Genomic DNA, 14280 nt, shown 5'->3' on the forward strand with positions numbered 1-14280 from the left:
TGTGACCAACACCGACCTCAGACGTGCCGACGTCGCCGCAATCGTCGACCACACGCTGCTGAAGCCCGAAGCCACCCGTGCCGATGCCGAGGCCACCGTCGCCGAAGCCGCCGACCTCGGCGTTTACGCGGTATGTCTGTCTCCCTCGATGCTGCCGATCCGGACGGGTGAGCGGAAGTCGTGTGTGGTCGCGGGCTTCCCGTCAGGCAAACACCATTCGCTGGTCAAAGCCGCAGAGGCGCGACTGGCCGTCGACTCCGGCGCCGACGAGGTCGACATGGTCATCGACGTCGGTGCCGCGCTCGCCGGTGACTTCGACGAGGTGTTCACCGACGTGCTCACGGTGCACGAGGCGATCGGCGACTCCGCGGTGCTGAAGGTCATTGTGGAGTCAGCGGTACTTCTCGATGTCGCAGGCCCTGAGACGCTTGCCGAGGTGTGCCGCCGCGCTGTCGCCGCCGGAGCCGCCTTCGTCAAGACCTCGACGGGCTTCCATCCGGCGGGTGGTGCGTCGATCGAGGCCGTGCGGATCATGCGCGACACTGTCGGGCCGACGGTCGGCGTGAAGGCCAGCGGTGGCATCCGGTCGGCCGACTTCGCGGCCGAACTCATCGAGGCGGGCGCGACGAGGCTAGGACTCTCCGGGAGTAGGGCCGTGCTGGAGGGCTTTCCCGAGTAGGACGGTGGCCTCGTGGTCGTCGTCGTCCGCCTCCTCAGGTGGCGCTGATGGTCGTCTCACGGGCCACCGCTGCCCGTGCGTCGGTGGCCGCGAGGTCGGCGTTGATCATGCCGCCCGCCTGTGTGCCCGCCGCAGCGGACGCGCCGACCATGGCAGCGAGATCTGCGGAATTGCCGGCCGCCCACACCCCGTCGATCGGACTGCGACCTCCGGGACCGGTTGGTATGAACCGGCCCATCGGGGTCTCCGTCAGCCGGCCGCCGAGCGACTCGTACAGTTCGCCGCGGGCCACGAATCGCGGTGCGACCACAAGTGTGTCGAGCTCGAGTTCGCGCCCGTCGTCGAATACCGCGGCACGCAGACGTCCCGACGTGTTGGTCGCCAGTTGCCTCATGCGACCAGCGACGAGATCCACGCCGAGTGCGTTGAGTTGTGCGCGCTCGTCGTCGGAGAGTGGTGGCATGCCCTGATCGATCAGCGCCACGCGTGGGCTGAGTTGGCGAAACAGCAGCGTCTGATGCATCGCCGAGGGACCCGTGCCCAGGATGCCGATGCGCGTGCCGCGCACTTCGTAGCCGTGGCAGTACGGACAGTGCAAGACATCTCGTCCCCACAGCGGCGCGAGGCCATCGACGTCCGGTAGTTCGTCGACGAGGCCGCTGGCCAGCAGCAGGCGGCGGGCACGCACTGTCGATCCGTCGGCCAGAATCGCGTCGAACGCGACGTCGGTGCCGGACACGACACGGGTGACGGAGTTCACCTCGCCTGATACGATCTGTGCGCCATAGGATTCCGCCTCTCGACGGCCAGCTCGGAGCAGTTCGAGCGGCGCGATGCCCTCCCGGCCGAGGACATTGTGCGCACCTTGCGCAGAGGCGTTGCGTTGGTGTCCCGAATCGATCACGCTCACCGAGCGCAGTGACCGCGCCAGTGCGATGGCTGCGGCAAGTCCGGCTGGGCCGCCACCGATCACAAGGGTGTCGATGCACGGTGTGGAAGCGAAACTCATGGCAAGATCTCCGATCTGTCGTCGGTGTACTCGGTGATGTCCCGCGGCTCGGTGGTGTTCCGCGGCTTGGCGATCCACATGGTGCGACCGCCGCGTACGGCGAGGTCGGTGCGGCGGCGGATGGAGCCGGGCGACTCGGCGGAGACCAGTGCGTCGAGCGTCGCACGGTCGTCCTCGGAGAGTTCGTCGGCAAGTCCCAGCCGTACACGTGAGAACCATGCGTCCGCATACCGGAACACGTTGTCGGACAACATATCCACCTCGACGGTCAGGTCGACACGGTCGACGACGTCGAGTCCGGCCTTCTCGATGGCGCCGGTCCAGTCGGGGAATGAATTCCACTGCTGAGTGTCCATTGCGGCCACGATGTGCACTTCGAGTGGGTCGTCGCCCGGGAGAAACCTTGGCGGGCCGGTCATTTCGATGACCGCCAACACGCCGCCCGTCCGGAGGTAGGCGGCTGCTTCACGCAAGAAGACCTCCGGAGCCGCGACGTGATGCAGCGAGGACGACGCCCAGATGATGTCGGCGGTCGGAACCCCTGCGGGCCAACCGTTGTTGACGTCGGCCGTGACAGTCCGGACGTTGTCTGGCGCTTGCGACCCCGCGCGGATGGCCATCTCGGGCGAGGCGTCGACGCCGAACACCTCAGAATCCGGAAAGGCTCGAGCCAGAGCGCGAAGCCCCACGCCGGTTCCGGCGCCGACGTCCACGATCACGGTTGGCTCGCGGTCGAGGGCGTGTCTGATGTGAGCGATGGCGGTGTCGAGGTAAGCACCCATCACCGCGGCGTCGAGTTCCAGCATGTCGCCAACAGCCGAGTCGTCCGGATCGTGCTCGTGCGGGTGGGAATGGTACGCGGAGTGCTGCATGAACGGCAGGGTAGCGGCTTTGTGCACCTTACGCATCTACTCTTGCGTCTGACGCAATACCGAAGTACCCATCCTAGGCAGGTGGGTGCGCTGTGCCGTTACTCATTGCCGTGATCGAGGGGGCGAGCCAGGTACGCAGGAACGCTCGGATCTCTGATCCGCCCGGGAATTCGCCCTGTTGCCGACTGGCGAATCCCTCGAAGATCAGTAGAAGCCACGCCGCCAACTCGTCGAGACGATCGTCGTCGATGCCATTGGCTACCCAGTCGACGTCGAGATGCCGGAGGACGTCCACGGTGAACTCACGAGACGCGGAGCCCGTGACCGCGACCACGGGATTGGTTGGGGCCGAACGTGTCAGACCGTCAGCGACAACAGGATTTGCACGCACCGTCTCGATCGCGGATGCGAGGAGTTCGACGATCGCGTCGACGGGGTCGGTGATTCCCGCCAACTGGGATGTGAGCATCTCGCCGATCTCGGTGCCGATGTCGATGGCGACGGCATTCGTCAGCGCCTCGACGCCCGGGAAGTAGCGGTAGACGGTTTGACGAGTGATCTGCAGTTCGCGCGTCACTTCACTGACGGATGCCGCGCGACCCGTTTCCTCGACGATGCGGCGCGCCGCCGCGACAATGCGCTGCGCCGCCTCATCGTCGTCGGCGGGCAGTGCACCGCCCCAGCCGCTTCTTCGTGCCACGTCACCACCTTGACAGACGCCATCGATCACCGGAGTGGGTTGGGTCCCTGCACAACCGGTCGTCTCGACCCATTGCGTTCCGGGTGAGAACACGTTCTAATAATCCTGCTCGATCTGAACACACAGTGTGATGCTAACTGTATGCTCTGGACCAATCGAGGGTGGAGTTGCTGATGGCGATCAAAGAAGCCGTCTCAGGCGCTGCGGGCGCTCGGGGCGTACGCGACGGCGGCGGCCGTACTGCCGCGTCGACAGCTCGATCCGGATGGAATTCTTTGCAACGCAGGGTATCCGGTGGTGTCGACGGTGTGGGTGGCTTCTTCGCGATGACTCTGGACACCTTCCGCTACACGTTCGCGCGGCCGGTCCAATACCGGGAGTTCGTCGATCAGGTGTGGTTCATCGCGCGGGTGTCGACCTTCCCGACCGTGCTCGTCGCCATCCCGTTCACCGTGCTGGTCACGTTCATCCTGAACATACTGCTGCGCGAGTTGGGTGCTGCTGACCTGAGCGGCGCGAGTGCTGCGTTCGGCACGATCACGCAGATCGGCCCCATGGTCACCGTGCTGATCGTCGCGGGTGCAGGCGCAACCGCACTGTGTGCCGACCTCGGATCGAGAACGATCCACGACGAGATCTCCGCACTCGAGGTGATGGGAGTGGATCCGGTCAAAAGGCTTGTCGTGCCGCGGGTATGGGCGTCGGCGTTCGTGGGTGTCCTCCTCAACGGGTTGGTGTGCACGATCGGTATCCTCGGGGGCTTCGCCTTCTCCGTCCTGTTCCAGGACGTCAATCCCGGAGCCTTCGTCGGAAATCTGACGCTGTTGACCGGGCTGTCTCAACTGCTGATCGCAGTCGTCAAGGCCGGTCTGTTCGGCCTGTTGGCCGGGTTGGTCGGTTGCTATCGGGGCCTCACCGCCAGAGGCGGTGCGAAAGGCGTGGGCGAAGCGGTCAACGAGACAGTCGTGTATGCGTTCATCGGTCTGTTCGTGGTGAACATCCTCGTCACCGCGGTCGGCGTGAAGGTGGCGGGCTCATGATGGTGGCCGGAGCCGATCTGACGATTCGTACTCGACGACGAGCCGCCGCGGCATCGCACTCGGTCGACCGGGTCGGAGCGGAGGTCGAGTTCTTCGTCGAAGCGCTGCGCACGGTGCCCGTGGCGTTGCGTCACTATCGCAAGGACGTGCTCCGATTGATCGCCGAGATCGGCATGGGGACAGGCACGTTGGCGGTCATCGGGGGAACCGTGGTCATCGTCGCCTCGCTCACGTTGTTCACCGGCGGGACCATCGCGATACAGGGCTACAGTTCGCTCGGCGACATCGGTATCGAATCGCTGACCGGCTTCCTGGCGGCTTTCATCAACGTCCGGGTCGCCGCACCCGTGGTCGCGGGAATCGGATTGTCGGCCACGATCGGTGCAGGCTCTACCGCACAACTTGGCGCGATGCGAATCAGTGAGGAGATCGACGCCCTCGACTCGATGGGTATCCGCCCGCTCCCATATCTGGTCAGCACCAGGATCATCGCAGGCACGCTTGTCGTCGTGCCGTTGTACTCGGCGGCGATGATCGCCTCCTTCTACGCGTGCCGATTCGCCACCGTGACGGTGTACGGCCAATCCGGCGGTCTCTATGATCACTACTTCCGGACGTTCCTCCAGCCCGTCGACATTCTGTGGTCGTTCCTGCAAGCGCTCGCGATGGGGATGGCGGTGATGCTGGTGCACACGTACTACGGGTACACGGCCAGTGGCGGACCCGACGGCGTCGGCCGCGCGGTCGGCCGCGCGGTGCGCACCTCGCTGATCGTGGTCGTCAGTGTGACCCTGATGATCTCGCTCGCCGTCTACGGTGCGAGTGGCAACTTCCATCTCGCCGGGTGACCTGGATGGGACGTTTCCGGTTGAAGTTCTATGCGCTGGGCCTCGTGGTCGTGCTCGCGCTGGGGGTGATGATCACCGCCATCTCCTTCTCCGGTGGCTTCACAAATTCGTCGACGGTGACCGTCGTCGCACCGCGTTCGGGCCTGCTGATGAATCCCGGTGCCAAGGTCACATTCCGGGGTCTGCAGGTCGGACGGGTGGCGGCGGTCGAGTCCCACGACGACGGTGTCGCCATCGTCCTCGCCGTCGACGCGAACGAACTCGACGAGATCCCGGACAACGCTCGCGTCGATATCTCGTCCTCCACGGTGTTCGGTGCGAAGTATGTCAATTTCATTGCTCCGCAACAGCAGTCGTATTCTGCACTCCGACCTGGAGCGACGATCAACACCGACGACGTGATGGTCGAGATCAACACGGTGTTCCAGAACCTCACAGGTGTCCTGCGTCAGGTGGAGCCCGAGAAGCTGAACGAGATACTCGGTGCACTGTCGGGGGCACTCGGTAACGGTGGCGGTGCGAGCCTCGGCACGACCATCGACGAGGTGACCGCACTCCTCACCCGACTGAACTCCCCGCGCACCCGACTCGGTCCGACGCTCGACGCCGCGGCGGACGCGATCATGGCGTACGCGCCGAGCGCGCCCGAACTGGAGTCGCTCGTCAGCCACGTTCGATCGACGGCGTCGACGGTCACCGACAAGAACCCGGAGATCGACCTGATGCTCGCCGGTGTCATGGGGTTCACGCGCACGGGGACCGACTTCCTGAAGAACAACGGGGACAGAACAATCGAAGCGCTACGAGTACTGAATCCGACCACCGACCTGCTCCGCGTCTATGCGCCGGCGTTCACCTGCACGATCATCGGAATGGATCACGTTCTGCAGACGGGGCTGCCGGCATTGGGGTCCAAGGACTACCCGGGGATCCACCTCGACATCGGGTTCCTGCCCGGGGTCCGACTCTACGGCTATCCCGACAATCTTCCCGTGGTCGGCGCATCGGGTGGTCCACGCTGCTTCGGGCTCCCCGACGTCCCGATGGGCACCAACGCGCCCTATCTGGTCACCAACACTGGTGTGAATCCCTACCGGGGCGAGCCGAAATCGCAGACGGTGCAACCGGAGAACCTGTTGACAAGTCTGCTCGGCCAGACCAACGGAGGTCGGCGATGAGCTACGCCGCCGGCCGCGCACCCTACTTGAAGGTCGGTTGTTACACGGTGGTCATGCTGATGATTCTCGGTGGGCTGATCGTCGTGTTCGGTGACTTCCGTTCCGGCACAACCGAGTCGTACTCGGCCGTGTTCGCCGATGCGTCGGGGCTGAAGAAGGGGCAGAAGGTGCGCGTCGCGGGGGTTGAGGTCGGAAAGGTCTCCGACGTCGAGTTGCAGTCGGACGCCTCGGTCCGTGTCGACTTCACTGTCGCGTCCACACGGCCTCTCGACACCGCGACTCGCGCGCAGGTCCGCTACGAGAACCTGACCGGCGACCGCTACCTCGACATCGGCAAGGGGGCTGACACGCAACAGGTATCGACGCTCGCACCCGGCGGTGTGATCCCGGAGGCGAGCACGTCACCGGCGCTCGACATCGATTCTCTCGTCGGTGGTTTCAAGCCGTTGTTCCGCTCGGTGACCGGCGACGAACTCAACAAACTCACCGCCGCACTCATCGGGACACTGCAGGGGCAGGGCGGTGAAGTGCGCACACTGCTCGACACGGTCGGATCGTCGACGTCGATGCTGGCCGAGCAGGACTCCGTTATCGGGGAGTTGGTCGACAACCTCAACACCGTGTTGACAGTGGCGGACAAGCGCCGCGACGAACTCTCGCAGTCGGTCGGCGACCTCCAGGCGATAGTGAGTCAGTTCGCGAATCAGGCCGATCCGATGGACCAGATCATCGATCATCTGGAGGGGGCGACGCTGGCCGGCGGCGGATTGCTGGGGAACATCCGACCCGATATCCGCGAGTCGGTGATCCACCTCGACACCACCACCGCGAATCTCGTTGACGGGCAGGAGATGCTCGACAGCACGCTTTCGAAGCTGCCGGAAGCGTATCGGCGTCTCGGACGCATGGGCGGCAGTGGCGCGGCCTTCCAGATGTACGCGTGCCAGGCAATTCTGCGACTCACCGGTACGGACGGCAAGGACATCGACATCCCACTTCTCGACCAGACCACGGGGCGGTGCGCCAAATGAGGCGGCTCGACATCCCGACGTTCCGCGAGATGTCGCGCCGGCGGGTTGCGGCGATCGGACTCCTGCTCGTCGCGATACTCGTGGTCGGGTCGTTGACGTACGACAAGATCCCGGGGTTGTTCTCCGACAACCGGTATCGCGCCTACTTCGTGGAGGTCGGCAACCTGCGGCCCGGCGACGCAGTCACGATATCGGGTGTCGAGGTCGGCAAGGTGTCGAGCATCGCGCTCGACGGGAATCGGGTCCTCGTCACGTTCGGAGTGGACGGTCCGGTCCCGCTGCGCGACGCGACACGAGCCGCGATCGTCACCACGTCGGTCCTCGGTAAGAGGGGATTGAAGGTGACCTCCGCAGGTGTCGGCGAGCTGTCGCACGACACGCCGATCCCGCTCGGCCGGACGACCCCGCCGTATTCGTTGACCGATGCACTCGACGACGCGGGCTCGACACTGTCGGAAACCAGTGGTGCCCAGCTCGACACGGCGATCAGGGCGGCGACTTCGACCCTCGACGCGGCATCCCCCTCGCTGGCCGATGCGATGGCAGGGGCGTCGGGGCTGTCGCAGACGATTGGTTCCCGCGACCAACAGTTGCGTGAGCTGTTGCGCCGCACCCATTCACTGTCCGGGGTACTCGCGGATCGGAGTGCGCAGCTCACCACGCTGGTCCGGGACGCGACCGCGCTACTCGGTGAAGTACAGTCCCGCAGGGACGAACTGCAGCGGCTCATCATCGGGACGCGCTATCTCGCCGACCAGCTATCCGGAACGATCGCCGAGAATCAGCAGCAGGTCGGTCCGGCTCTGACTCAACTACGCACCGTACTCGGGGTGTTGGAGAAGAATCGCGACAACATCAGCAAATCGATTCCGGGACTGCGCAGTTTCGCCATGGCACTCGGTGAGAGTGTCGGAACGGGGCCCTTCTTCACCGCACTCGTCGGAAACCTGGCTCCTGTTGCCTACCTGCAGCCACTCGTCGACGCGATCGTCGCCAACTCGCCACCGGGTGCCGGTCCCACAGCTCCCGCAGGCGGTGGTCCCCGATGAAGAAGGGCATGTTCGTGATCGCCGTGATCGTGGTGGTGGCAGCCCTGGTCTGGGCAGGCGTCGCCCACGGCGCGCGTGAAGACGGACCGAACATCGTGACCGCCCGCTTCACGTCGGCCACGGGGATCTATCCCGGCGATCAGGTGACTGTACTCGGTGTCCCGGTGGGGAAAGTGGAATCCCTGCATCCAGCAGCTGGTTTCGTCGAAGTGCGGATGTCGGTCGACGATTCGGTCAGGATTCCCCGGGATGCGCGGGCTGCCCTCGTCTCGCAGAGCCTCGTGGCCGGTCGCACGATCCAGTTGACACCCGCGTACACCAGTGGTCCCACGCTGGGTTCCGGGACCATCCCGTTGCAGCGGACGGTGGTTCCCATGGAATGGGACGACATCAAGAACTCCCTGCGCGACATCACCACCGAGGTCTCGAGTAAGGGGCCCACAGATCCGGGCTCGGCGAAGAAACTCGTCGACGCAGCAGCAGACGACCTCGCCCCGCACGCCGACGACGTCAACAACACGATCACCAAACTCTCGCAAGCCATGACGGTCGTCGCCGATGGGCGCGACGACCTGTTCGCCGTCGTCCGCAACCTTCAGGTCTTCGTCAGCGCGATGTCGGGCAGCAACGACCAGGTGGCCGTACTCCATCAGCGACTCGCGACCATCTCCCAGGTGCTCGGCAGCAGCCGGACCGACGTCGCCGGGGCGCTCCGATCTCTCGATCGCACCATGGACGACGTCACGACGTTCATCTCGCAGAACCGGGATGCGGTGTCGTCGAATCTGCGTCAAGCGGCGGACCTGGCCAGCGTGATCCAGTCGCAGAAGGCGGCAGTGGAGGGAATACTCCACCAGGCGCCCACCCAACTCGCCAATTTCTACAACATCTACAAGCCGTCCGTCGGAGGCATGACAGGTGTGTTCACCGCAGCCAATTTCGAGAATCCGGTGCAGGCCGTTTGCGGAGGGTTCGCATCCATCGGAACCCAGAACAGTCAACGAGGTGCGGATCTGTGCACTCAGTATCTCGGCGCCTACCTCACGACCCTCAAGACGTCGTATCCCAACTTCCTGACCTCGCCGACCTCAGCTGGGTTCGCCGACTCAGGACAGCAGATCGCCAGTGAGCCAGGGGTTTTGACGTCCGTGCCCGGTCTCACGGGCCCACCGCCGCAGAACCGCACCGTGCCGCGGTCGCTGTCGGCACTGTTGTTGCCGGGAGGTGGGAGTCGATGAGAACGATCGCCCGGTGTGGGCCCATCGGCCCAGCGATCCGGTGGCGCGCACTAATCGCCACCGCGTCGGCGGCGTTGGTGGTGTGTGTGGCGTCCGGCTGTGGATGGCACGGCGTCGAATCCGTCCGGTTGCCGGGCGGTCAGGGGACGGGTGCCGGGGCGTATTCCATCACAGTGGACATGCCGGATGTCACCAACATCACCGCCAACTCTCCCGTGTTGGTCGACAATGTCGAAGTCGGTCGGATCACGTCCATCTCGCTGGTGGATTGGCATGCACGGCTGCACCTTTCGCTCAATGGTGAGGTGAGTCTGCCCGCGAATGCGGTGGCCTCGATCGGCCAGACGAGTCTGTTGGGATCCCAGCACATCGAACTCGCACCACCGCCGGGTACCGCTCCGATCGGCCATCTGGAGCCGAACGCGGTGATCCCCATCGAGCGGGCAGGGGCGTATCCGACCACCGAGCAGACGCTTTCGGCGCTGTCGGTGGTCGTCAACGGCGGTGGGCTCGCCCAACTGGGTGACATCGTCGACGGTGCGAACGATGCGCTGGCCGGTCGCACCGACACGGTGAAAGATCTCGTCGCACAACTGACCAAGACCTCCAAGACGATCGAGGCGCGGCGAGGTCAGATCAGCACTGCACTCAACGGGCTCGACCATCTCGCATCCGTGTTCGCCGACGACGCGCCGACACTCGACGACGCGATCTCGCGGATCTCTCCCGCGTTGACAGAACTGGTCTCCCGTCGTCAGCGTCTCAGCGACGCACTCACCGCGCTCGACCGGTTCTCCGACAGTGCAGAACATGTCATCACTGCGAGCGCTTCCAACGTCAGGAGCGTCGTGTCCGACGTGGCTCCGTTTCTGAAATCTCTGGCGGACTCGGGTGGTTCGATCACGAGTCGCTCGACATGGCATTCACCCTGCCGTTCCCGGTGTCCCGCCTCGACCGGATCGTGCGAGGCGACTACGCGAATCTCTTCGCGCTCCTCGACTTCACGGTCCCGCGCATGCGATCCGATCTCCTGCGCGGTACTCCGCTCGGAATCACCGTGTCGGGCCCGTCCGGTGCGCTCGGAGGCAACGCCGGTAACGGGGGAGAGGCGTCAGATCCCATCACGGGGCCGTTGAAGACGCCCGCGCCCTCTGCTGCTTCCTCGGGAGGTCGGTGACATGAGGCCGTTGGTCAGGTTCCAACTCGCCGTTCTCTTGGTGGTTGCGGTGGTCGCGGTATCGATCATGACGTTCTCCTACATCCAGGTGCAGTCCGTCGTCGGAGTGGGGAAGATGACCGTGACCGCACTCCTACCCAACGGTGGCGGACTCTACGAGCGGTCCAACGTGACCTACCGCGGCGTCACCATCGGACTGGTCAAGAGCATCGGCCTCGACGGTGATCGCGTTTCGGCGCGCATGGAGATCGATGACGACGTCGAGATTCCCCGCGACGGTCTGAAGGTCAACGTGCACAGCATGTCCGCGATCGGCGAGCAGTTTCTCGACCTGGTGCCCACCCGCGATTCCGGGCCGCTTGTCTCTGATGGCACTGTGCTTCCCGAGTCGAATGCCACCATCCCCGCCCAGATCGGGCCGGTACTCGACCAGGCCAATGCGCTCCTGGCGTCCATTCCCCAGGACCGGTTGCGCACAGCACTCGATGGTGCGTTTCGCGCGTTCGTGGGAACCAGGGATGACCTCGTGAAGCTGGTGTCCTCCGCACGCCGGATCGTTGACGCGGCCAACCAGAACTCCGACGAGACCGTCGATCTCGTCACGAGGCTGGGTCCGTTCCTGCGGCCTCAGGGACAGTCGCGGGAGGCGATCCAACAGTGGACGAAGGGATTGTCCGACTTCGTCGTCGAACTCGAGAAGTCCGACGGACATGTGCGTTCGATCATCGACAGATCACCGGCGGCACTCTCGCAGGCGCAGAAGCTGTTCGACGATCTCGCACCCACGATGCCGATCCTGCTGCGAGATCTCGTGAGCCTGGGCCAGGTGGCGGTCACCTACAACGCGGGCATCGAACAGATGCTCGTGCTGACTCCTCCGTTGGTCGCAGCGGTGCGGACGATGGTCAACCGGGGTCTTTCCGACCAGGCGGTCACCGCTCAGTTCCACACCATGGCGGTCCCGCTCTGCACCACCGGCTACCTCCCAGCCGATCAGCGACGAGACCCGGGCGACACCTCGTACGCTCCGCTGCCCGCCAGCATGTATTGCGCAGTACCGCAGAACTCGCCCGTCGTGGTCCGCGGTGCGCGGAATCTGCCGTGCATGGAGGTTCCCGGGAAACGAGCGCCGACCCCGGAGGCGTGCCGCGATCCGCGGCCGTACCAACCGAAGGGCGAGATGCCGTCGAGTATCGACGGCTCCGGTCGACCCGACAGGCAGGGTCTGGCGGGTGCGATCCCGCAGCCCGCCTATGAACCGTCGAGCGGCAACTACGTCGCTCCCGACGCGAATGTCTACCAGTACAAGACGATCAAAGGAGGCTCCGGATGGCAAAGCCTGCTGAACACCCCACAAGGGTGACGGGTGCCGATGAGGCACGCGTGACGGACCGACGAGATTCTGAGGACGCGACCGTCGTTGCACGCGATCGCGGCGCCGTGGGTGTCATCGACCCACCCGAGCCGACCGATCCAGATGATCTGGTGGGTTCAACCGATCCCGGCGATGCACCCGATCCCGTCGATTCACCCGAAACCGCCGACTCGTCCGAGGGCGGAGATCGTTCCGCAGTGGTCTACGGGACCGAGGCCACCACCGACGAGCACCGCGGCCTGGCGCGGCGGTCTGTGCTCGCCGTGCGCGCACGCTGGATTCCCATCGTCGCCGTGCTGCTCGTCGCGGGGAGCCTGGCTTTCGCGTCGTACGAGTTCTGGCAGCACCGCGAACTCGACAGCGCCGATGCGCTGCGCGGTCAGTACATCGACACCGCACGCACGGGGGTCGTCGCGCTGACGACCATCAGCTCGGCGTCGGCCGAGGCCGACGTGAAGCGCCTCGCGAATCTGTCGAGCGGCTCGTTCAAGACGGACTTCACGAGCCGCTCGGGGTCGTACACGCAGATCGTGAAGGAAGCGCAGGTCGCGTCCAAGGGCACCATCATCGCGGTGGGTGTCGAGAAGATCAGCGACACGTCGGCGACGATGCTCGTCGCAGCACACGCCGAGGTGACCAACGAGGGAACCAAGACGCCGGAACCGCGTGACTACCGCTTCCGCGTCGTCGTGTCCAACGGCGATCCCATGACCATCACGAAGGTGGATTTCGTCCCATGAGCTCAGTGAATCTCGGTCGATTCGGCCGTATCACCATCACTCGCGACAACACCGACACCAATCGCGACACCGACGGCGACGCTGCCACGGAGGAGGCGCCCACCGAAGACGCGACCCCCTCAGCCGAGCGCGACGACATCAGCACCGACGTAAAGCGTGCAGTCGAGAGCACTGCAGAACAGGGTTCAGCCGAATCGGGTGACGAACCAGCGGACGAGTCCGGCGGCGTGGCCGGATCGAGGCCTCGGCCATTGGCAAGGGTGATGCTGCTGGCCGTGACAGGAGTCGTCGTGATCGCGGCTCTGACGATCGGCACCGTGCTCGCCGTCGCGAACCAGCGCCGGACCGATGTCAACGCTGCAGCGGGCGAGGTGACGTCCACAGTCGATCGCCAGGTCACGGCGATGCTGTCCTATGACCATGCCACTGTGCAGAAACAACTCGATGCCGCAGGTAGCGGGCTCACACCGCAGTTTCGACCGGAATTCTCGAGACTGGTCGCCGATGCGGTCATCCCAGGCGCGCGCGAGAAGCAGATCAACACCAAGGTGATCGTCGCGGGAAGTTCGATCGTCTCGCTCGAGCGTGATCGCGCGGAACTGTTGATGATGCTCAACCAGTTGACCACGTCTGCCGCGGCACCCGACCCGTCGACCACAGGCAGTCGTGTCCTCGTGACAGCCGTGCGCAGTGGTGACACGTGGCTCGTCGACAGTCTCAAGCCCATCTGAGCGAGGCCTGTCGCCTCAGCGACGTCCCAGGCGTGCGCCTGCTCGCGTACGCGTGGGTATAGTTGTAACTCGTGGTGGCGCAGAGTGTTTCGAACGACGATGATTCCGAACGTCCGGCGGCGGATGCCGAGCTGACCCCCGATGTCACCGAAGAGGTCCTCGTTTCGCTGCTGCGCGTCATCAACAAGATCCAGCTCGGCCGCCGCACCACACATTCCTACGGTGAGAACGGCATTCCGATGACGCTCGTCGAGGCTGAGATGTGCGCGCTGATCAACCGCAACCAGGGAATCACCGGAGGTGAACTGTCGACGCTCCTCGGTGTCACCAGATCAGCGACGTCACAAGTCATCTCGAAGCTCAAGGCTCGTGGGTTCGTCGTCGACATGACTCACCCGGGTGACGCGAAGCGGCGGCGTCTGTATCTCACAGATCAGGGCAAGATGGCTGCAGACGTCGCAGACCATTATTCAGAGTTGTTGGTCAGCAGGCTTTTCGAGGGTGTGAGTGGCGCGGAGATCACGGCATACCTGAAAGTGATGCGGAACCTCGAAGCCTTCCACGACGAGATCAGCCAGCACAAACGACTGTGAGAAGGCCGACCTCGTCATGG

At 64.6% G+C, this 14280-nt stretch carries 15 protein-coding genes; 12 read left to right on the top strand and 3 right to left on the bottom strand.

Annotated features, from left to right (window positions below; all coding sequences use genetic code 11):
- Position 1: 1 nt before the first annotated feature.
- Positions 2–679 carry a deoxyribose-phosphate aldolase gene (gene deoC, locus GOOTI_RS13535; protein WP_007239164.1) on the top strand — a complete coding sequence of 226 codons (678 nt, stop codon included), beginning with the start codon at positions 2–4 and terminating at the stop codon, positions 677–679.
- A 34-nt stretch (positions 680–713) separates the two neighbouring features.
- Here the strand turns inward: deoC and GOOTI_RS13540 are convergent, their stop codons facing one another.
- The 3 genes from GOOTI_RS13540 to GOOTI_RS13550 form a co-directional block, all read right to left on the bottom strand.
- The gene (locus GOOTI_RS13540) at positions 714–1688 is read right to left on the bottom strand and encodes an NAD(P)/FAD-dependent oxidoreductase (RefSeq protein WP_039994100.1); all 975 of its coding nucleotides are present in this window, start codon (positions 1686–1688) and stop codon (positions 714–716) included.
- Positions 1685–2560 (bottom strand): class I SAM-dependent methyltransferase, encoded by an 876-nt coding sequence (locus GOOTI_RS13545; protein WP_227922263.1) that lies wholly within the window; start codon positions 2558–2560, stop codon positions 1685–1687. The genes GOOTI_RS13540 and GOOTI_RS13545 overlap by 4 nt, the downstream gene beginning before the upstream one ends.
- Before the next feature lie 73 nt (positions 2561–2633).
- Positions 2634–3260 (bottom strand): TetR/AcrR family transcriptional regulator, encoded by a 627-nt coding sequence (locus GOOTI_RS13550; RefSeq protein WP_039994109.1) that lies wholly within the window; start codon positions 3258–3260, stop codon positions 2634–2636.
- A 326-nt stretch (positions 3261–3586) separates the two neighbouring features.
- Here GOOTI_RS13550 and GOOTI_RS13555 point away from each other — a divergent pair, with 326 nt between their 5' ends.
- The 11 genes from GOOTI_RS13555 to GOOTI_RS13605 all read left to right on the top strand — a co-directional run bounded on the left by GOOTI_RS13555 (position 3587) and on the right by GOOTI_RS13605 (position 14260).
- A complete protein-coding gene (locus tag GOOTI_RS13555) occupies positions 3587–4300 on the top strand; it encodes an MlaE family ABC transporter permease (protein ID WP_051997974.1) in 714 nt (237 codons plus the stop codon).
- On the top strand, positions 4297–5148 hold the full coding sequence (locus GOOTI_RS13560) for an ABC transporter permease (RefSeq protein WP_007239169.1): 852 nt from the start codon (positions 4297–4299) through the stop codon (positions 5146–5148). Before GOOTI_RS13555 ends, GOOTI_RS13560 begins: the two co-directional genes overlap by 4 nt.
- 5 nt (positions 5149–5153) lie before the next feature.
- Entirely contained in the window at positions 5154–6326 is a 1173-nt protein-coding gene (locus GOOTI_RS13565; protein WP_007239170.1) for an MCE family protein, read from the top strand.
- A complete protein-coding gene (locus GOOTI_RS13570; RefSeq protein ID WP_007239171.1) occupies positions 6323–7357 on the top strand; it encodes an MCE family protein in 1035 nt (344 codons plus the stop codon). Before GOOTI_RS13565 ends, GOOTI_RS13570 begins: the two co-directional genes overlap by 4 nt.
- On the top strand, positions 7354–8406 hold the full coding sequence (locus GOOTI_RS13575; protein ID WP_007239172.1) for an MCE family protein: 1053 nt from the start codon (positions 7354–7356) through the stop codon (positions 8404–8406). The genes GOOTI_RS13570 and GOOTI_RS13575 overlap by 4 nt, the downstream gene beginning before the upstream one ends.
- Positions 8403–9644 carry an MCE family protein gene (locus GOOTI_RS13580; RefSeq protein WP_007239173.1) on the top strand — a complete coding sequence of 414 codons (1242 nt, stop codon included), beginning with the start codon at positions 8403–8405 and terminating at the stop codon, positions 9642–9644. Before GOOTI_RS13575 ends, GOOTI_RS13580 begins: the two co-directional genes overlap by 4 nt.
- Complete coding sequence (locus tag GOOTI_RS13585; RefSeq protein WP_085949799.1) at positions 9641–10780, top strand: MCE family protein; 1140 nt, start codon at positions 9641–9643, stop codon at positions 10778–10780. Before GOOTI_RS13580 ends, GOOTI_RS13585 begins: the two co-directional genes overlap by 4 nt.
- Positions 10781–10822: 42 nt before the next feature.
- Positions 10823–12184 (top strand): MCE family protein, encoded by a 1362-nt coding sequence (locus GOOTI_RS13590; protein WP_007239175.1) that lies wholly within the window; start codon positions 10823–10825, stop codon positions 12182–12184.
- 20 nt (positions 12185–12204) lie between these two features.
- The gene (locus GOOTI_RS13595; protein ID WP_233425502.1) at positions 12205–12936 is read left to right on the top strand and encodes an Rv1363c family protein; all 732 of its coding nucleotides are present in this window, start codon (positions 12205–12207) and stop codon (positions 12934–12936) included.
- Complete coding sequence (locus tag GOOTI_RS13600; RefSeq protein WP_007239177.1) at positions 12933–13667, top strand: hypothetical protein; 735 nt, start codon at positions 12933–12935, stop codon at positions 13665–13667. Before GOOTI_RS13595 ends, GOOTI_RS13600 begins: the two co-directional genes overlap by 4 nt.
- Positions 13668–13741: 74 nt before the next feature.
- Positions 13742–14260: a MarR family winged helix-turn-helix transcriptional regulator gene (locus tag GOOTI_RS13605; RefSeq protein WP_227922258.1), complete on the top strand. Its 519-nt coding sequence runs from the start codon at positions 13742–13744 to the stop codon at positions 14258–14260.
- Positions 14261–14280: the final 20 nt, after the last annotated feature.

Origin of the sequence: Gordonia otitidis NBRC 100426 (genome assembly GCF_000248075.1) — a bacterium.
GTDB classification, from domain to species: domain Bacteria; phylum Actinomycetota; class Actinomycetes; order Mycobacteriales; family Mycobacteriaceae; genus Gordonia; species Gordonia otitidis.

Bases quoted from the DNA above. Each gene is read 5' to 3' on its own strand.
- GOOTI_RS13540 (WP_039994100.1), bottom strand. From the start codon at position 1,688: ATGAGTTTCGCTTCCACACCGTGCATCGACACCCTTGTGATCGGTGGC.
- GOOTI_RS13545 (WP_227922263.1), bottom strand. From the start codon at position 2,560: ATGCAGCACTCCGCGTACCATTCCCACCCGCACGAGCACGATCCGGAC.
- GOOTI_RS13555 (WP_051997974.1), top strand. From the start codon at position 3,587: ATGACTCTGGACACCTTCCGCTACACGTTCGCGCGGCCGGTCCAATAC.
- GOOTI_RS13560 (WP_007239169.1), top strand. From the start codon at position 4,297: ATGATGGTGGCCGGAGCCGATCTGACGATTCGTACTCGACGACGAGCC.
- GOOTI_RS13565 (WP_007239170.1), top strand. From the start codon at position 5,154: ATGGGACGTTTCCGGTTGAAGTTCTATGCGCTGGGCCTCGTGGTCGTG.
- GOOTI_RS13570 (WP_007239171.1), top strand. From the start codon at position 6,323: ATGAGCTACGCCGCCGGCCGCGCACCCTACTTGAAGGTCGGTTGTTAC.
- GOOTI_RS13575 (WP_007239172.1), top strand. From the start codon at position 7,354: ATGAGGCGGCTCGACATCCCGACGTTCCGCGAGATGTCGCGCCGGCGG.
- GOOTI_RS13580 (WP_007239173.1), top strand. From the start codon at position 8,403: ATGAAGAAGGGCATGTTCGTGATCGCCGTGATCGTGGTGGTGGCAGCC.
- GOOTI_RS13585 (WP_085949799.1), top strand. From the start codon at position 9,641: ATGAGAACGATCGCCCGGTGTGGGCCCATCGGCCCAGCGATCCGGTGG.
- GOOTI_RS13590 (WP_007239175.1), top strand. From the start codon at position 10,823: ATGAGGCCGTTGGTCAGGTTCCAACTCGCCGTTCTCTTGGTGGTTGCG.
- GOOTI_RS13600 (WP_007239177.1), top strand. From the start codon at position 12,933: ATGAGCTCAGTGAATCTCGGTCGATTCGGCCGTATCACCATCACTCGC.